17 protein-coding genes are annotated in these 17,075 nt (G+C 44.9%); 8 read left to right on the top strand and 9 right to left on the bottom strand.

Going from position 1 to position 17,075, the window contains the following annotated elements; all coding sequences use genetic code 11:
• Positions 1-31 precede the first annotated feature (31 nt).
• Positions 32-727, bottom strand: a complete 696-nt coding sequence (locus SVI_RS04905; RefSeq protein WP_013050325.1) for a YggS family pyridoxal phosphate-dependent enzyme — start codon at positions 725-727, stop codon at positions 32-34.
• A 36-nt stretch (positions 728-763) separates the two neighbouring features.
• Between SVI_RS04905 and SVI_RS04910 the strand changes: the two genes are divergently transcribed.
• The 3 genes from SVI_RS04910 to SVI_RS04920 all read left to right on the top strand — a co-directional run bounded on the left by SVI_RS04910 (position 764) and on the right by SVI_RS04920 (position 4,217).
• Positions 764-1,801, top strand: a complete 1,038-nt coding sequence (locus tag SVI_RS04910) for a type IV pilus twitching motility protein PilT (protein WP_013050326.1) — start codon at positions 764-766, stop codon at positions 1,799-1,801.
• A gap of 23 nt (positions 1,802-1,824) precedes the next feature.
• A complete protein-coding gene (locus tag SVI_RS04915) occupies positions 1,825-2,937 on the top strand; it encodes a PilT/PilU family type 4a pilus ATPase (protein WP_013050327.1) in 1,113 nt (370 codons plus the stop codon).
• A gap of 203 nt (positions 2,938-3,140) precedes the next feature.
• Positions 3,141-4,217, top strand: a complete 1,077-nt coding sequence (locus SVI_RS04920) for a porin (protein WP_231847772.1) — start codon at positions 3,141-3,143, stop codon at positions 4,215-4,217.
• A gap of 397 nt (positions 4,218-4,614) precedes the next feature.
• Here the strand turns inward: SVI_RS04920 and ruvX are convergent, their stop codons facing one another.
• From ruvX to SVI_RS04940, 4 genes are all read right to left on the bottom strand, one after another.
• Positions 4,615-5,037 carry a Holliday junction resolvase RuvX gene (ruvX, locus tag SVI_RS04925; protein WP_013050329.1) on the bottom strand — a complete coding sequence of 141 codons (423 nt, stop codon included), beginning with the start codon at positions 5,035-5,037 and terminating at the stop codon, positions 4,615-4,617.
• 46 nt (positions 5,038-5,083) lie between these two features.
• Positions 5,084-5,644 (bottom strand): YqgE/AlgH family protein, encoded by a 561-nt coding sequence (locus SVI_RS04930; RefSeq protein WP_013050330.1) that lies wholly within the window; start codon positions 5,642-5,644, stop codon positions 5,084-5,086.
• Between the two features lie 81 nt (positions 5,645-5,725).
• Positions 5,726-6,055: a stress response translation initiation inhibitor YciH gene (yciH, locus tag SVI_RS04935; RefSeq protein WP_013050331.1), complete on the bottom strand. Its 330-nt coding sequence runs from the start codon at positions 6,053-6,055 to the stop codon at positions 5,726-5,728.
• A 178-nt stretch (positions 6,056-6,233) separates the two neighbouring features.
• Positions 6,234-6,551: a hypothetical protein gene (locus tag SVI_RS04940; RefSeq protein WP_013050332.1), complete on the bottom strand. Its 318-nt coding sequence runs from the start codon at positions 6,549-6,551 to the stop codon at positions 6,234-6,236.
• A gap of 192 nt (positions 6,552-6,743) precedes the next feature.
• Between SVI_RS04940 and SVI_RS04945 the strand changes: the two genes are divergently transcribed.
• The 4 genes from SVI_RS04945 to SVI_RS04960 all read left to right on the top strand — a co-directional run bounded on the left by SVI_RS04945 (position 6,744) and on the right by SVI_RS04960 (position 10,341).
• Positions 6,744-7,304: a DUF4136 domain-containing protein gene (locus SVI_RS04945; protein WP_041419698.1), complete on the top strand. Its 561-nt coding sequence runs from the start codon at positions 6,744-6,746 to the stop codon at positions 7,302-7,304.
• A 225-nt stretch (positions 7,305-7,529) separates the two neighbouring features.
• A complete protein-coding gene (locus SVI_RS04950) occupies positions 7,530-7,985 on the top strand; it encodes a DUF924 family protein (RefSeq protein ID WP_013050334.1) in 456 nt (151 codons plus the stop codon).
• Between the two features lie 761 nt (positions 7,986-8,746).
• Positions 8,747-9,316 (top strand): OmpA family protein, encoded by a 570-nt coding sequence (locus tag SVI_RS04955; RefSeq protein WP_041419699.1) that lies wholly within the window; start codon positions 8,747-8,749, stop codon positions 9,314-9,316.
• Positions 9,317-9,465: 149 nt separating this feature from the next.
• Positions 9,466-10,341: a mechanosensitive ion channel family protein gene (locus SVI_RS04960; protein WP_041419700.1), complete on the top strand. Its 876-nt coding sequence runs from the start codon at positions 9,466-9,468 to the stop codon at positions 10,339-10,341.
• A 280-nt stretch (positions 10,342-10,621) separates the two neighbouring features.
• On the opposite strand, the gene SVI_RS04965 is transcribed toward SVI_RS04960, so the two are convergent.
• Positions 10,622-11,254: a trimeric intracellular cation channel family protein gene (locus SVI_RS04965; protein WP_013050338.1), complete on the bottom strand. Its 633-nt coding sequence runs from the start codon at positions 11,252-11,254 to the stop codon at positions 10,622-10,624.
• Between the two features lie 370 nt (positions 11,255-11,624).
• Between SVI_RS04965 and ltaE the strand changes: the two genes are divergently transcribed.
• On the top strand, positions 11,625-12,635 hold the full coding sequence (gene ltaE, locus SVI_RS04970) for a low-specificity L-threonine aldolase (protein WP_013050339.1): 1,011 nt from the start codon (positions 11,625-11,627) through the stop codon (positions 12,633-12,635).
• A gap of 137 nt (positions 12,636-12,772) precedes the next feature.
• On the opposite strand, the gene SVI_RS04975 is transcribed toward ltaE, so the two are convergent.
• The 3 genes from SVI_RS04975 to SVI_RS04985 form a co-directional block, all read right to left on the bottom strand.
• Entirely contained in the window at positions 12,773-13,600 is an 828-nt protein-coding gene (locus SVI_RS04975; protein ID WP_013050340.1) for a hypothetical protein, read from the bottom strand.
• A gap of 79 nt (positions 13,601-13,679) precedes the next feature.
• Positions 13,680-15,311: an alkaline phosphatase gene (locus tag SVI_RS04980; protein WP_013050341.1), complete on the bottom strand. Its 1,632-nt coding sequence runs from the start codon at positions 15,309-15,311 to the stop codon at positions 13,680-13,682.
• Between the two features lie 27 nt (positions 15,312-15,338).
• Positions 15,339-16,844: an alkaline phosphatase gene (locus SVI_RS04985; protein WP_041419702.1), complete on the bottom strand. Its 1,506-nt coding sequence runs from the start codon at positions 16,842-16,844 to the stop codon at positions 15,339-15,341.
• Positions 16,845-17,075 lie beyond the last annotated feature (231 nt).

The raw sequence follows: 17,075 nt of genomic DNA on the forward strand, positions 1-17,075 counted from the left end.
GGGCTTAGTACTGTTAAAACAAGGCTATTGGTTAGGGCTTGTCTCTTTCACCGAAAATTGCACTACCAATTCTAACCATGGTTGAACCTTGTGCAATGGCCTGTTCTAAATCATTGCTCATCCCCATGGAAAGCGTATCCACTCGGGGATAAAGTGATTTGAGTTCTTGATATAAAGTTTGTAGCTGTTGGAACTCATCTGTTTGTAACTGTTTATCCGATGTCGCGGTGGGGATGGCCATCAAACCCCGGAGGATTAAATTGGGCATCTGCTCGATTTTACTCGCCAGTGATTCAAGTTCCTCCGGTGTTGCGCCGGATTTACTGGCTTCGCCACTGATATTGATTTGGATGCAGATGTTCAGTGGTGGCATCTCTTTTGGACGTTGCTCGTTAAGCCTAGATGCTATCTTTTCACGAGAAACCGTGTGCATCCAATGGAAGTGGCTGGCGATGATTTTAGTCTTATTTGATTGTAAGGGGCCGATGAAGTGCCATTCTATTTCGGGGCAGCAGTCCTTCAGGGCGTTAACCTTAGACTCACCTTCCTGTACATAGTTTTCACCAAATCGTCTTTGGCCTGCCGTATAGGCGGCTAAGATATCCGAATTCGGTTTAGTTTTACTTACTGCTAGTAATTGAATTTCATTGGCATTTCGTGAAGAAATTTGCGCCGCTTGTTCGATTCGATGCTGGGCGTTAGCCAGTCTGTCTGCTATTGTTGTCATGATGTAAGTTTTTTGGTTGAATGGATATCCCATACTATGGAAATCACAGAGTTACTTGCCTTTAGTGTAAAGCACAAAGCGTCAGATCTACACCTTTCAGCGGGCGTTTCGCCTATGATACGTGTTGATGGCGAAGTCAGAAAGATCAATTTACCCGCTTTAGATCATCAAGGGGTGCATGGACTCGTCTATGACATCATGAATGATAAGCAGCGTAAAGATTACGAAGAGCATTTAGAGATAGATTTTTCCTTCGAGGTACCAAATTTAGCGCGTTTTCGAGTCAACGCTTTCAATCAGGCACGAGGAGCCGCGGCGGTATTTCGTACCATTCCCAGTGATATTCTGAGTTTAGAGCAGCTTGGCGCACCGGAGATCTTCAAGAAAATATCCAGCTTCCCACGTGGCTTAGTCTTGGTAACCGGTCCTACAGGCTCGGGAAAGAGTACCACATTGGCGGCCATGGTTGATTATATCAACGAGAGTCGTCACGAACACATTCTCACCATCGAAGACCCTATCGAATTTGTGCATCAGAGTAAGCAATGTCTGATAAACCAGCGTGAGGTTCACCGTCATACTCACAGTTTTAATGCGGCTTTACGAAGCGCGCTGCGTGAAGATCCCGATGTTATCTTGGTGGGTGAGATGCGAGATCTTGAAACCATCAGGCTGGCGATGACAGCAGCTGAGACCGGTCACTTGGTTTTCGGTACTCTACACACCACCTCAGCGGCAAAAACAATTGACCGTGTGGTCGATGTTTTCCCCGAAGGCGAGAAGGGCATGGTTAGAACCATGCTATCTGAATCGTTACAGGCGGTAATATCGCAGACCCTAATTAAAAAAGTGGGAGGAGGGCGAGTGGCGGCCCATGAGATCATGATGGGAACACCGGCGATCAGGAACCTTATCCGTGAGGATAAAGTGGCGCAGATGTATTCTGCGATTCAGACAGGTATGTCTCATGGCATGCAGACATTAGATCAATGCCTGCAGACCTTGGTCAACCGGGGTCAGATCAGTCGTGAAGATGCTCAGCACAAGAGTGCCAATAAGCAGACAAAATTTTAATGGTTAATCGCTAAGGTTTTATTATGGATGTTCGTCCTTTCTTAAAAACTATGATAGACCGCAAGGCCTCGGATCTATTTATTACTGCGGGTTTCCCCCCGAGTGCCAAAATAGATGGTGAGCTCACACCATTGAGTGAAACCTCATTCTCTCCGGCTCAGTCACTGGATTTTGTCGAGTCCTTGATGAGCGATGAGCAGAAGAAGGAGTTTCATCAGACTCGTGAGTGTAATTTTGCATTTGCCTTGCCGGATTTGGGACGTTTTCGTGTCAGTGCCTTTTGGCAGAGAGAAGCATCGGGTTGTGTCATGCGTCGTATCGAGACTCAGATCCCCGATGTCGATGATCTAAAATTGCCAGTGATCCTCAAAGATCTGGTGATGAGCAAACGTGGACTCATCATCATGGTAGGCGGAACCGGTACGGGTAAGTCAACATCCTTGGCTGCACTGGTGGGCTATCGAAATGCTAACTCTCGTGGCCATATTTTAACTATCGAAGATCCGGTTGAATTTGTTCACGAGCACAGAAAATGTATCATTACCCAGCGAGAAGTGGGCATAGATACCGAGTCATTCGATGCCGCGCTTAAAAGTTCATTACGCCAAGCGCCTGATGTGATCTTAATCGGTGAAATTCGAACTCAAGAGACCATGGAGTTTGCCCTAGCGTTTGCCGAAACGGGTCACCTATGTATGGCGACCTTGCACGCAAACAATGCTAACCAGGCGTTGGACCGTATCATGAACTTAGTGCCGGAGAGTAAGCATCAGCAGCTACTATTCGACCTTTCGTTAAACTTAAGGGGAATTGTAGCTCAACAGTTAGTGCCGACCATGGACGGTAAAGGGCGACGTGCGGCCATTGAGATTCTGATTAATACGCCTCGTATTAGTAGCTTGATCGCTAAAAATGAGCTGCATTCGCTCAAGGAGACCATGGCTAAGTCTAATGAGCAAGGGATGCAGACCTTCGATCAGGCCTTGTTGACGCTATATACTTCTAATGAGATTAGTTATGCCGATGCCTTACATCATGCGGATTCTCCAAACGATTTAAGGTTGATGATTAAGCTGCAGAGCTCAGAGCAATCGGGTTCAGGCTTTATGGAAGGAGTGACACTGGATTTAGATTAGTGATTAATCATCTAGCTGAATCAGTCATCTATACGAGAGTCCATTTAATGGACTCTCAAGGAGGTCAGAGCGTTTATTCTCTGGCCTTTTTTATTTTATTGAATACAGGTTCGCGAAATTATCATTCTCTGATTAAACTTGGAGAATAGTTTTCATACTAAAGACATAGGAGTGTCATGATTGTGCTTAAAGGATTAGTAGTAATGTGTTTATCCATCTTGGTTGCATTTTCAGCGAATGCGGTCAAAGTGACCGATGAGCTGGATCTCGGTGGAGCCATACGGGTGAATTATGGCTGGAAGGATTACGCCAACGATTCCAAGTTGGAGTTTGAGCTGTTTCGCGTCGATGTTAATTATAAGGATGATGGTCTTTTTGCCTCGGCTCAGTATCGTTGGTACGAGGATATTGACGTCATTCATCACGCCTATGCGGGCTACAAGTTCAATGAAGAGCAGAGTATTCAGATTGGAGTGACTCAGGTTCCTTTTGGCTTGCTTCCTTACGGTGCCCATTCATTTTGGTTTAGTGCTAACTATTATCTCGGCTTCGAAGATGACTATGACGCGGGCATACACTGGAAATATGCCGATAACACTTGGCGTTTAGATCTCGCTTATTTCTTCAATGATGAATATGCAGATGGCGCCAGATACGACAGATATTCCTTCGATGTCGCTAATACCCAAGATTCTCCCTATGAAGAGTCGGGGCAGCTCAATGCTCGTATCGAGCGAGACTTAACGACGGATAACATCAAACACAAGATTGGCGCTTCTTTACAATATTCCAAGTTAGATTATTTGCACACAGTAAATTCTCAGGTAGCGGGTGAAGATACAGATGGATATGCGGCATCTTTTCACTGGCAAGTCGACTGGGCTAAATGGCAAGGGCAGTTGCAGTACATGTATTATGAGTACGATATGCCTGATAGGGAGCGTATCGCCTTGTCGGCCTTCGCCTATCCGTTTGAGATAGCCTCATCGGCTGATGTGCTTACCTTGAACTTCTCTCGTAGCATAGATGTGGAATGGGGACCGATTAGCAATCTTAATTGTTATAACGATTTTAGTCAGGTGTTCGCATCGGGTAAAGGCTTAGAGGATTCGATTCAGAATGTGACCGGTTGCGCCATCACAGCTGGAAAGTTTTACTCTTATGTGGATTGGATTGCCGGTAACAACATGTGGTTTATCAATGGGCCTGGTGTTGGCATTTCCCAGGGGGAGACTGAATGGAGTTCACGCCTGAACATCAATATCGGCCTCTATTTCTAAATGTCTAACGTCTAGGATTAGCATCATAGCCTTGAGTCATAATTTTGAACTATAACTTTGAACTATAACTTTGAACTATAACTTTGAACTATAACTTTGAACTATAGCTTTGAACTATAACTTTGAATTATAACTTTGAAAAAATAACGGCCAGTGGAGATGACTTCACTGGCCGTTATTTTATTATTCTGTGGCTTTATAGCGCCTGAATAAAAAGACTAGTCGTACATAGTTTCGAAAAAGCTTTCTATGATCAAGACTGGCGTTATTTTATTATTCTGTGGCTTTATAGCGCCTGAATAAAAAGACTAGTCGTACATAGTTTCGAAATAGCTTTCTATGATCAAGACTGGCGTTATTTTATGATTCTGTGACTTTATAGAGCCTCAATAAAAGGCTAGTCGTACATAGTTTCGAAATAGCTTTCTATGATCAAGACTGCCGACATGGCATCGACCTGTCCCTTAGTTAAGGCCTTATACCCACCGAGTTCAAACAGTCTAGCCTTGGCATCGGCGGTCGTTAGACGCTCATCTTGGGTCGCTATCTTTACACCGAATCTACCCTTGATGCGATTGGCAAACTTCTTCGCTCTCTGGGTTATCTCTTGCTCGGTGCCATCCATATTCAAAGGTAGGCCAACGACGACCATATCAGGCTGCCACTCCTCGATAAGCATGCCAATCTCTTCCCATTTAGGGATACCATCGACAGCTTTTATTGAACCAATAGGATTGGCTGTGCCTGTGAGTGATTGACCTATGGCGATGCCAATGCTTTTAGTGCCGTAATCAAAGCCTAAAACAGTAATTGAACTCATGAAGTATTTCTTATTTATTATGTGAATAATTCAGACTCAGATGAGTCTACGCATGTCCTGATTGATTAGACAGTTGCCATATATCGAAGCCTAAAGATTCTGTCGCTTTTTGCCAACGCTCCTCATGCTCAACATCGAAGAGTAGCTCAGTACTTGCAGGGATTGAGAGCCAGATATTATCTGCTAGCTCTTGCTCCAGTTGATCTCGGCTCCAGCCCGCATAGCCTAAAGCGACGATAAATTGTTTAGGAGCATCTTTACTGCCTAGGGCCGATAACACATCTCTGGAGGTCGTTAGCATTAACTCATCAGTCAGCGATTGGCTATTGTTCCAAATGTCTTGTGGTGTGTGCAGGACAAATCCTCGCTCGGGATTCACTGGACCGCCGATCAGGACTTTGGCGGCAAGGGAGGAGACGAGTTCTGGGTCATCATCGAGTTCCATCTGTTGCAGCAACTCATCGACTTCAATGCCCAAGGGTCTATTGATCATGATCCCCATAGCGCCCTTCATATCATGCTCACAAACATAGATCACCGCACGCTCGAAAAAGGTGTCTTCGAGTGATGGCATGGCAATTAAGAAGTGGTTTTGTAAACTTTCCATTCATAGGCTCCACGGAAGAGGGATAGAGATAAACAACTAGCCTTGTATATCTGGACTATAATATCTGGACTATATAGTCTGCTAACCGCCGGCTAGCTTAACCGTATAATTGAGCTTTTCCAGTAATGTCTTGAGCAGCTCTCTGTTGTCGGTTTGGACTTCAATATTGAATTCTTTCACCGTACCACCACAGCCGCACTGTTTCTTTATTTTCTGTGCCAAGGCTTTTAGGTCTTTCTCATTTAAGCTCAAGCCCTTGATAACAGAAACCCCTTTGCCTTTGCGCCCTTTACTGTCTTTATGGATACGAACTATGCCATCTCCAGTGGGGATGTCTTTGATCTCAGCTTCGGGAGATATGCGGCCTACATCTGTGCTATAGACCAGGGATACGTTTGGATCTTTTCTCATGGGCGACTATTAAATAACTGATGATAATTAGAGTTTAACAAACTGAATAATTTTATGGCAGCTTTATAACTTATTAAGTCTTTGAGGTTTACCTAGAATTGGACATGGCTGAGCCTAAGAAGGCTAGCTAAATCATTATCATATATTTGGGGGAGGGATATGGCTTTTATGCAAGTGACTAGCTAGCCAGAATGATGCCAGCAAGCAGTGAAACCGCGGTGACAGAGGCGCAAGGGATAATAAATTTATGAAATTTTGGATGAGCAACGGCACAAGAGGTTAACACTAAGCTTATTGCCGCCGCTCCATAGTTGCTGTTATGCCCGTCGATTAATGTAAAGAGTAACCAGGCCAAAATAATAACGGGCAAGATAAATAGGCTGATATGTCCAGGGCTCTTTCTGCTTGAAGCTTGCTCCGATTGTATAGATGCTTGTTTGGGAGCGAAAAGAAAGACAGCACTCCCGACGAGGAAGGCACCGATAAACCAAAACATAAGAGACTCCATTACTCAGAATTAAAGATTGCGAATAGACTTAATTGATAATCATTATCATTAAGCTGGTATCTTAAGTCAAGCTGAACGATATGCTAATTTAGACTAAATTTGAGTTGTAGATCATGAAATTGCTATGTAAGCTGAAATCATAGAATGAATTTTACAAGATGTATATCTGATGGAGTCAAAATGAAGAAGGTTATAGTTGGTTTGGTTGCACTGGCACTTAGTGCCTGTAGCACCCTTAAAACGAGTTCGGATTATGATCCAGCAGCAAATTTTAGCGATGTTAAGACCTACGCTTGGATCGTGAAAAAGACTAAAGACACCTCATATCACCTGGATGGTTTGATGGACCAGCGTGTTCGCACTGCCGTTGATATTCAACTTGCGGCGAAGGGTATCTCCCTTACCGATGCGGCCACAGCCGATATCTTAGTTAATTATCTGACTAAGGTTGATAAAAAAATCAACGTCGATAACTTCAGCACTAACTATGGTTATAACCCATATTACGGCTCAAGATGGGGATACAGCGGCAGCATGAATACTCAGACTACGGTTCGTGAATATGAAGTCGGTACTTTGATCTTAGACATGGTGAATCGCGAAACGGGTAAGCTTATCTGGCGTGGCTCTGTTGCCGACACCATACGCGATCATAATACTCCTGAGGAGCGTATCGAAGTGGTCAATCATGCAATATCTGAGATGTTAGTTAATTATCCGCCTAAGCCTGAAGCTAACTAGTATTCCTGCTACGGCCAATATTAGATACTAACTAGCTTCTAATACCAATTGCTATTAGAAAGCACAAGATGAAAGGCGTTCCGGCAGGAGCGTTTTTTTTTGCTTTTTTTCGCTTAATTTGTCACTAAGCTTGTGCTTGATTAGACTAAAGTCGAGCTTATCAATTTTACATAGGGTGGTACTCTCAGGTTCTATATTTGGCAGACACTAAGCGAGTAGCACAAGGTGGAGCAGTTTTTAAAGGAATGGTTTGACGCATACGCCAAGGGGCAAGGTGTTGAAACTGAGTCTCTTTGTAAAAAGACTCTGTCTGAATGGTCAGTTCTGTTGAAAAGAGTAAAATTGGGTGAACTCGAAGAGTGGCAGCGTACTCCTCCTGGTCGAATGGCACTCATCTTGCTCATGGGGCCTGTAGCACACCTTTTAAATGATAAAGAGGCTATCGACCTACATCCTAAAGCTAGATTTCTGTGCATTGAAGGCGTCGAGTTGGGCCTAGATACTCAATTGGAACCCATTCAGCGCCGCTGCTTCTACGATCCGCTATTTTATTCAGGTAATAGCCAAGATCGCCAACTACTATTGCGTCTCCTCGAAGGCATGCAGTCTCAAGTCGAATCGATTCACAGGCCGGCTTGGGCGAATTGGTATGCAGAGGCTTCGATTAGTTCTACCTCTTGAGACTCTTTTCATCATTCTGCTTAAAAGCTGAAGTGAATTTATATGAGCCGGCTTCTTTAGTCTTAATCACTAGAGACTAGTGCTAACCTCGGCTTTAACCACCTTTCTTGTCCTGTGTCGACTTCACTTTTAGAACCCGAGTGCTGAATGACATCTAGGTTAGCCGTCCAGCCTAAGTCTTCAAACTCTCGCTGAGTGACCACACCTTTAGACCGATTGGTATTCTATTACCTATTACCTATTACCTATTACCTATTACCTCCTGGCATGATGACGTCACAGAAGACCCAAGTAAATCCAGACCTAGCCAATTCAAGTAATCATAATAATTATCCGCATATCAGATATATGGTGAAGCTTAAGAGCATAATTACTTAGTATTCAGTCTCTGCCATCTATGTTTTTTAAGTCAATCAGTCAGTTTAGAGGTGGAGATTGCTCATGGCTGCTTGAGGGAGTCAATAGATCATAATCAAGCTTTCCTATGGATTTAAAATCGATATCTTAGGCTTTACATCCTTGTTTTTAATCATGTCTATTAGCGTATTTGTGGGGATTACTGCCTGTATCGGTCTTTATAAAATACTGGATTTTCGTGACTCGCTTAAAGTTTATAGCGCTAAGTGTTTGCGAAATTTGTAGAAGGATATAAAATACCGCGTTCGAGAGGATAATCGTTTAGCATTGTACATCTGGGTTTGATGAGCTATATAAGCTTTAGATACAAACTATGGCACTTATGCCTCTATAGGTTACAAACGATGAATAGGTTTTGGCTTACTTTATTATTTTTTACTGGGTTAGTTATCAGTCCAGCAACATTTGCTTGGAATGACAGAGATCAAGATGGGGTGCCGGATATCAAGGATGCCTGTCCGAATACATCTAAAGATGTGCTCGTTGATGCTTCAGGCTGTGATAAAAGTCGACTCTTTAAGCCGATATGCTTAACCACGACGGATAAGCAGATTTATCCAGATACTTGTATCGAGGCCGATGATTTAACTTTAAATTTTGAGTTTGCTAAGGCTGAGGTGAGCTATTCACAATGGCAGGTCCTGGCTCAAATAAAACAGTTTTTACAGCTAAATGACGTTGATTTATGTCTCATTGGACATACTGACTCCATTGGAAACTTAGAGGCTAACCAAAGGTTATCCGAGGCTAGGGCTAAAAGTGTTATGCGTATCCTAGTCGAAGATTATGGTTTCGAACCGGGGCGCTTTATCGTGAGAGGGATGGGAACTCGCTCTCCAATCGGTACCAATGATACACCAGGAGGTAGAACCTTGAATCGACGGGTTAATTTTTTGGTGGAGCTAAATCACTAGCGAAATAGCAGGCTTAATGTAGCCGTTTAGAATTTGGATTTGAATAGAACCTCAGATTAAGGACTCATATTTATATGAGTTTTTTTTCTATGTTAGATTTGAATCTTGTTAACTCAAACATTTGTTTGAGAATTTTTAGGGAGTATTTAATGGAAAACTTGGAAGGTTTAATGCAGCAAGCACCTCAATTGGAGATTTGGATCAAGCAAGCACCTGAGCTGATCTTAACCTACGGCATGAAGCTTGTTTTTGCAATCGGCATATTTATTATTGGTAGATATTTTGCCAATCTTGCTAAGAAATTGTCTACTAAATTGATGACCAAACGCAATGTAGATCTAACTATTGTTTCGTTTGTCGGAAATATGGCTTGGTCAGTAGTACTTGTGTTTACCATAGTGGCAACACTTGGACAAATTGGCATACAGACAGCATCATTAGTTGCTGTTATTGGTGCGGCTGGTCTAGCTGTAGGCCTAGCGCTACAAGGTTCACTGTCTAACTTCGCTTCAGGCGTCTTGATGGTAATGTTCCGCCCATGTCGTGTCGGTGATTATGTTGAAGCTGCCGGTATTGCGGGTACAGTTAATGAGATCACTATTTTCTCAACTAAACTACTTACACCTGATAATAAACTTATCATTGCGCCAAACTCAGCCATGATGGACGGTACAATTATTAACTATTCTGCGATGGATACTCGTCGTATCGATTTAGTTATTGGTGTCTCTTATGATGCAAATATTCTGGAAACTAAGAAGGTACTTACACGCGTTCTCGAGAATAACCAATATGTACTGAAAGATCCTGCTTTCACTATCGCATTGTCTGAGCTTGCCGATTCATCGGTTAACTTCGTGGTTCGTCCATGGGTTAAGGGCAGCGATTACTGGCCTGCACATTTCGAAATTCTAGAGCAGATTAAAATTGCACTGGATGAAGCTAATATCGCTATCCCATACCCGCAGATGGATCTTTACTTGAAAGAGACTCCTGTGGCAGCCGCATCTTCTGCAGCCGCTTAAGCTATCACTCAGTAGTGATAGCCTAGGTCTCGCTCAGATGCTAGCGCACTGAGTGAGACTGCTGCTTTAGATAGCTAAAAGTTAGATAGTTAAAAGTTTAAAAAGGTCGGCATTTGCCGACCTTTTCTGTGTCTGGAACACTTATGAATATTTACCAGGGACGGGTATAAATCTTCGCTGTGTCTGGAACACTTATGCCACACCCCATGGATGGATAGGTGTGGTGTTTGTGTCAGGAACATTTATGCCCCTCAGATACTAGGAACTAGGAATCTAGGGCCTAATGTACCTCACCATATTGATAATCAAATTTTGGCATGCCCCACTGAAACCTTATCGCTAACATTCTTAAGCCGAAACCAAATGGTAGGCAGATGGCTAAATTAGCCCATTCACTGATTCCGTATGACTTGAGGCTAATATAGAGTGCGGCAGTGAGCAGGGCGACCAAGGCATAGAGTTCTTTCTTGAAGATCAGCGGCATTTGATTACACAAGATGTCACGAATAACGCCACCAAAAACACCAGTTACCAGACCCATGACAACGGCAACTTCCGGGCCAAATCCAAGCGCTAGTGTCTTCTTAGCACCAATAATTGAAAATACCGCCAAACCTAAGGCATCTATGGCTAGGAATAGCTTAGACAGATAGCGCATCACAGGAGCGATAACCACGGTGAGCAATGAAGCCAATGCGATGGCGATAAGGTAATGAACATTCTCCACCCAGATCAAGGGGTAGTTCCCCAACATCATGTCTCGCAAGGTACCGCCACCGATAGCCGTGGCACAGCCTATGATAACAACCCCGAAGAGATCCATCTGCTTCTTGCCTGCACAGAGGGCACCTGTCATCGCCTCGGCAATGATACCAATGAGCCAGAGTAGGCTGATAAATTGAGCTTCTTGCATAATAAGATTCATACTGAATAAAAGGAGGCGAATTCTGCCAGACAAAAAGCATAACTAGTAGGTATTAATATTGTATTTAGTGATTAGTTTTTCTAATTGTTAATTTTAATGTTATCGCCTTTATTCCTTCTATTGCTGTTAATTTGGTTTAGTAATAGTAATCCTAATTTGTTCAATTTCATATTTACTCTAGTTTAGATGTATTGTTAATGACTTGTATGCATTTTGATTGGTTATCTGACTATTAAATGAGGGGTAATTGCAGACTTTATTTAAGGGGATAATGGTTTGATATTTGGTGGGTAAATACTGGAACTGATTATGTTCAGGGAGTAGTATTCATGACTCGAAATCATAAACAGGGGCTAAGATGATCGATTTTCGCAGTGATACAGTAACCAAGCCAACGACAGCAATGCGCGAGGCGATAGCCAATGCCGAAGTAGGGGATGATGTTTATGGTGATGATCCTACGGTAAACAGTTTAGAGGCCATGGCCGCCGAGATGTATGGCTTCGATGCTGCCTTATTCACCTCATCGGGTACTCAAGCAAACTTATTGGCCTTGATGGCTCATTGTGAACGTGGTGATGAGTATATTTGTGGTCAGCAGGCGCATAACTACAAGTTTGAAGGAGGCGGCGCAGCGGTACTTGGCAGCATCCAGCCTCAACCTCTGACTAACCAAGCAGACGGCAGTATCTTGCTCACTGATATTCAGGCAGCAATTAAGCCTGATGATGTCCATTTTGCCCACACTCAATTACTCAGTCTCGAGAACACCATAGGTGGTAAGGTCTTGCCCCAGGCCTATTTGGCACAAGCGCAAACTTTGGCATTCGACAACAAGCTGAAAATTCACTTAGATGGTGCTCGTGTCGCTAATGCGGCCGTTGCGCAAAATATTGCTATCAGTGACATTACCCAATATTTTGATTCAGTTTCTATTTGTCTCTCTAAAGGTTTGTGTGCTCCGGTAGGCTCCTTGCTCTTAGGTGATGAGCGCTTAATTCATAAAGCCAGACGCTGGCGCAAGATGCTTGGCGGTGGTATGCGCCAAGCCGGTATTTTAGCCGCGGCGGCCAAACTTGCTATCACAGATCAAGTCGAACGTCTGTCTATCGACCATGATAACGCGCGCTACTTAGCCGAGTGTTTGTCTGAGCTTGATGAATTTGAGATAGATCCTAAGCTGGTGCAAACCAATATGCTGTTTGCTGAGGTGAAGCAAGACCTAGACATTCAGCATATCGCGACTGAGCTTAAGTCTCAGGGGATATTAATCAGCCCAGGCTCAACTTTGAGGCTAGTGACCCATGCCGATATCAGCCGAGCCGATATCGATACCTTTATTGCTAAACTAAAAGGCTTGCTGGCTTAATGCTCTGATAGTGACTCATTAGAGTGTAATCTGCTCATTAAAAAGTCTGCTTAAGCAGACTTTTTTGTTTTTCACTGACTTAATACCAAGCATATTAAGGCTAGGTATTGCTATTGTTAGCGCTTCATTACGTATCGTTAGTGAGAGTGGCCGCTATGACCATTGCCAGATACCAGTTGACCGTCACTGGTATAAACCCCTGAGCTACCGTGTTGAATGAAACCTTGAGTGATCATCTTGGCGATAAATGGATCTGACTCATTGTCACCCACATCGGCAAAATCGATATCTTTGAACCCAGTCGTCAAGGTCTTAAAATCTGCCGGTGTGACAGGCTTTACCTGGGTAAGTTGATAGGTGAGTACTTGCTCACTTTCACCAATCGTGAGGCGATAGGGTAGCTCGAGTGATCTAGCCCACTGCAGGTTCACCTCTTGGCCTGCTTGTTTACCACTAAAACTCTCAACTGTCAGGCAAGTGTGCTGGATATCATCGGTTTGCTTAAGCTTGGAGCGTATTTCTGGTGAGACGAGATGAAAGACTTGTGCTAAATCGTAGCTGATATTGAGGGATAAAAGATCGCCGGGGCGATAACTCACAGAGCGTTTATCCATTGGGAAATAGCGAACATATTCGCCGCTGCGCCGCCACGCCTCGAAGGTTTGCGGCGACCTCTGGTAGATAACCGTATCTTGGTAGCGTGTCAGTTGCAGTTCATGACTTAACTTACTCGAGTCATCTCCCTTGAATATCACATAAGTTGCGCTGAGCTGGCTCGGTGATACGCCGTCGCAAACCCGCTGCGCCTTGTTAGCTAGCTCGACACTCAAGGCTGGCTGAACTTGTGTCGATTGACTCGCTGTAGATAGGTTAGCTGCAGTGGCATGACTCGCTGTTGAATGAGCCGATACTGTGTGAACAAAACCGACTACTAGGGCTGCGCTAAGCAAAGCATACTTCATCATAACTCCTGTGCTTTTAATTGTTTTAGTGAAGACCGTCTAAGTCATACTGATGGGGATAAGATTAGACGGCCTGATAAACTTATAGAGCCGCTTCGGCTTTAGCGACTAAGTTAGCGGCGTGGTTTATCACATGGAAAATATGGTTTTGCTCCACAGTCCCCTGCACTAAGTGTGCGCCGGGTCCGCTGGCAAAAATCCCCACATCTTCACCAGCATGGGTCTCAGACTGTAATGGTACTAAGGCTTCTTGATGGAATCCTGCGTTCTGAGTATCCACATAATTGAGGTCGAAACGACCGGTCGCAATTGGCAGGCCATAGCGCTCATCACCGCCAGTTTCCAAAGCTCCATAACCGCGGCCATTGGTGTAGCCTACTGTGGTGTAAGGCATGCCATTAGCATCGGTTGAATTGGTGACAGCTGAGATACCGCTGGAATCATTGCCCTTCACCAAGCCTAGAATAGGGTTGCCTCGGGTTGGGTAACCGGCAATGGTGAATACATGGCTGTGATCTGCGGTAACCACAAGTAGAGTATCCTTGCTGGAGGTCTTTTCCATGGCGACGCGCACGGCTTCAGACAAGGCTATGGTGTCATGTAGCGCTCTTGCCGCATTGCCAGCATGGTGGGCATGGTCGATACGTCCAGCTTCTATGATAAGCACGAAGCCTTTATCATTCTTCTTGAGAATGTCGATAGACTTGGCCGTCATCTCGGCTAGGGATGGCTCGCCAGTTGCGCCGTCTGTCGTACGGTCGTAGTCGTATTCCATATGAGATGAATTAAACAGGCCAAGGGCATGGTCTGTGGTTGCAGGGTCCAATGCTAAGAAGCTGTCTCTGTCGGCAACATAAGCTGAGTTGGCATATTTAGCGGTCCACTCAGATGTTAAGTCACGGCCATCGAGTCGTTTACCCGTCTTACCTTCAGGATCTGTCATAGTATTAGGGATAAATGCGCGGCGACCACCGCCCATCACCACGTTGATACCTGAGCCATAGCTGTAATCCAGCAGTTGAGCCGCAATATCTTTACAGCCCTTGGTCACGGCTTCAGCCGTTAAATCTGCATCACTTTCCCAGTTGCGCTCCGGTGAATGAGCATAGGTCGCGGCAGGAGTTGCATGGGTGATACGCGCGGTAGATATGACCCCGGTGGACATGCCAGCGATAGAAGCAAGCTCGATAGAGGTCATCAGGTTTTGTCCCTGAGTCGAGGCACAATTTCCGCGAGTCACGCCCTCTGCCTGTGAAAGCACGCCGACATCAGTTTTAACTCCCGTGACCATGGCTGTCATGGTGCCGGCCGAATCAGGTGTCTGACCATCGACATTGTAGGTCTTAGCCAGGCCAAGATAAGGCAAGGTCTCGAAGGAAAGAGAGTTTTCCTCACCCGTCTTACCTTTAAGTTGACCCTCTAATATTCGAGCCGCTGTCACAGTAGAAACCCCCATACCGTCACCGACGAAAAGGATAATGTTCTTAGCCGCGCCGACCTGGTTATTAACTTCTAATTCACTGGCTTGAGTCACACGACGTTGGCCGTCTATGTACCATTGGTTGACAGCAGTCCAATCCTTACCGTTTTCACCATGGCTACCGTCATTGCCTGGGGCACCACTTTCGCCGTTGGTACCATTGTCACTATCGCTACCACACGCTGCTAAACCTAAAATTGCTGCCATCGACAGTACGAGAAATTTGTTATTCATGATTTGCTCCTGATGAGTACTGTTTGATTAGTATTTAGTGCCGCCAAGCGATTGCGCCTGGTTGATGATATGAAAGATCACATTTTGCTCGATAACACCTTGAGCCAGATGAGAGCCGGGGCCGGTGGCATGAAGGCTGATATCTTCACCCGCATGGGTTTCACTGTTTAATGGCACTAATGACTGCTGCATAAAATCTTTCTGCTGTGTATCGACCGATGAAAGGTCATCACGCTGACCGATAACGGCGCCGGGGCCATTGGTGTAGCCTAAGGTTGTATATGGCTTGCCATCATCCGCTATGGCTAAGTCACCACCTACGTTATGGACCAGACCTAAGATGGGATTACCACGCTCTGGGTAACCGGCAATGGTGAATACATGGCTGTGATCTGCGGTTACCATGATTAAGGTGTCATCGGGATTGGTATTTTCAAATGCAGCTTTTACCGCATTGGAGAACTCAACAGTGTCCACTAGGGCACGATGGGCATTACCCGCATGGTGAGCGTGATCGATTCGGCCCGACTCGACGATAAGCAAGTAGCCTTGCTCATTCTTGTTAAGGATCTCGATGGACTTGGTAGTCATCTCTGTGAGTGAGGGCTCACCTGCTGTATCACCTAAACGATCAGCCTCATATTCCATATGTGATGAATTAAACAGGCCAAGCAGATGATCTGTGGTGCTGGTATCTATGGCATCGAAACCTGCTTTATCCCACACATAGGCGGCATTAGTGAAGTTTTCGGTCCAGGCCTGAGTGAGATCCACGCCATCACTGCGACGACCGGTTTTATTCTCACCGTCGGTCAGAGTATCAGGAATGAAATTACGGCGTCCGCCCCCCAATGCCACACTCAAAGCGTCAGCCTCGTCGCGCATCACTAGCTGATAGGCTATGTCTTTACACTCGTTTGCTACCGCTTCAGCCGGCAGCTGGCTGTCGGCTTCCCAGTTTCGCTCAGGTGTTGCTGCATAGGTCGCAGCCGGAGTCGCATGTGTGATACGAGCCGTGCTAATAACGCCAGTAGATAATCCCTTGGCATTGGCTAAGTCGACCAGGGTAATTAACTCGTTGCCCTTAGATGATAAGCAGTTACCGCGAAGGCTGGCATCTGAGACTGATAACACCCCAGCTTTAGACTTAACTCCTGTGGCCATGGCTGTCATGGTGCCGGCCGAGTCTGGGGTCTGCTGGTTGGTGTTATAGGTTTTAACTAGGGCCGTGTAAGGAAACTTCTCGAAACTGAGAAAGTTTTCTTCACCGCCGTCATTGTCTTGGATCTGCTGACCTTGATAGATACGTGCCGCCGTGAGTGTCGAAACCCCCATGCCGTCACCGACAAAAAGAATGACATTTTTGGCTTGGCTCTTGTTGGTTTGCTGGGTTTTATCGCCGACGACTTGTGCACTGGTTTTGAACCATAGACTGTCAGTTTGCGTGGCAGGTAAAACCGCGGCGTTGGCCGCCATAGTCACTAAACTGCATGACATGAGTGCAGCTATATTTTTCATATTAATCACTATCATCACCCTTATTTTATTGAGATATGTTGGGATTTCATTTTTTAGACGCGATGATTGTCTGTGATTTCCATGACAGAAATGGGTAGGTAATGTGTAGGTTTTGTTACTCGCCGTTGTTATTGCTGTTGCTTGCTGTTGCTTGCTGTTGTTGCTGTTGTTGTTGGTGTTGTTGTTGTTGTTGTTGTTGTTGTTGTTGTTGAGGTTGTATGCGCGGTATTAACTTTTGTCGGAGGA

Origin of the sequence: Shewanella violacea DSS12, from assembly GCF_000091325.1 — a bacterium.
GTDB classification, from domain to species: Bacteria; Pseudomonadota; Gammaproteobacteria; order Enterobacterales; family Shewanellaceae; genus Shewanella; species Shewanella violacea.

What these genes read in the sequence shown, in the direction of transcription:
- yciH (WP_013050331.1), bottom strand. Translation starts at nt 6,055, where the DNA reads ATGAGAAAAGATCCAAACGTATCCCTGGTCTATAGCACAGATGTAGGC.
- SVI_RS04980 (WP_013050341.1), bottom strand. Translation starts at nt 15,311, where the DNA reads ATGAATAACAAATTTCTCGTACTGTCGATGGCAGCAATTTTAGGTTTA.
- SVI_RS04985 (WP_041419702.1), bottom strand. Translation starts at nt 16,844, where the DNA reads ATGATAGTGATTAATATGAAAAATATAGCTGCACTCATGTCATGCAGT.
- ruvX (WP_013050329.1), bottom strand. Translation starts at nt 5,037, where the DNA reads ATGAGTTCAATTACTGTTTTAGGCTTTGATTACGGCACTAAAAGCATT.
- SVI_RS04960 (WP_041419700.1), top strand. Translation starts at nt 9,466, where the DNA reads ATGGAAAACTTGGAAGGTTTAATGCAGCAAGCACCTCAATTGGAGATT.
- SVI_RS04915 (WP_013050327.1), top strand. Translation starts at nt 1,825, where the DNA reads ATGGATGTTCGTCCTTTCTTAAAAACTATGATAGACCGCAAGGCCTCG.
- SVI_RS04905 (WP_013050325.1), bottom strand. Translation starts at nt 727, where the DNA reads ATGACAACAATAGCAGACAGACTGGCTAACGCCCAGCATCGAATCGAA.
- SVI_RS04945 (WP_041419698.1), top strand. Translation starts at nt 6,744, where the DNA reads ATGAAGAAGGTTATAGTTGGTTTGGTTGCACTGGCACTTAGTGCCTGT.
- SVI_RS04920 (WP_231847772.1), top strand. Translation starts at nt 3,141, where the DNA reads ATGTGTTTATCCATCTTGGTTGCATTTTCAGCGAATGCGGTCAAAGTG.
- SVI_RS04930 (WP_013050330.1), bottom strand. Translation starts at nt 5,644, where the DNA reads ATGGAAAGTTTACAAAACCACTTCTTAATTGCCATGCCATCACTCGAA.
- SVI_RS04975 (WP_013050340.1), bottom strand. Translation starts at nt 13,600, where the DNA reads ATGATGAAGTATGCTTTGCTTAGCGCAGCCCTAGTAGTCGGTTTTGTT.
- ltaE (WP_013050339.1), top strand. Translation starts at nt 11,625, where the DNA reads ATGATCGATTTTCGCAGTGATACAGTAACCAAGCCAACGACAGCAATG.
- SVI_RS04910 (WP_013050326.1), top strand. Translation starts at nt 764, where the DNA reads ATGGAAATCACAGAGTTACTTGCCTTTAGTGTAAAGCACAAAGCGTCA.
- SVI_RS04955 (WP_041419699.1), top strand. Translation starts at nt 8,747, where the DNA reads ATGAATAGGTTTTGGCTTACTTTATTATTTTTTACTGGGTTAGTTATC.
- SVI_RS04940 (WP_013050332.1), bottom strand. Translation starts at nt 6,551, where the DNA reads ATGTTTTGGTTTATCGGTGCCTTCCTCGTCGGGAGTGCTGTCTTTCTT.
- SVI_RS04965 (WP_013050338.1), bottom strand. Translation starts at nt 11,254, where the DNA reads ATGCAAGAAGCTCAATTTATCAGCCTACTCTGGCTCATTGGTATCATT.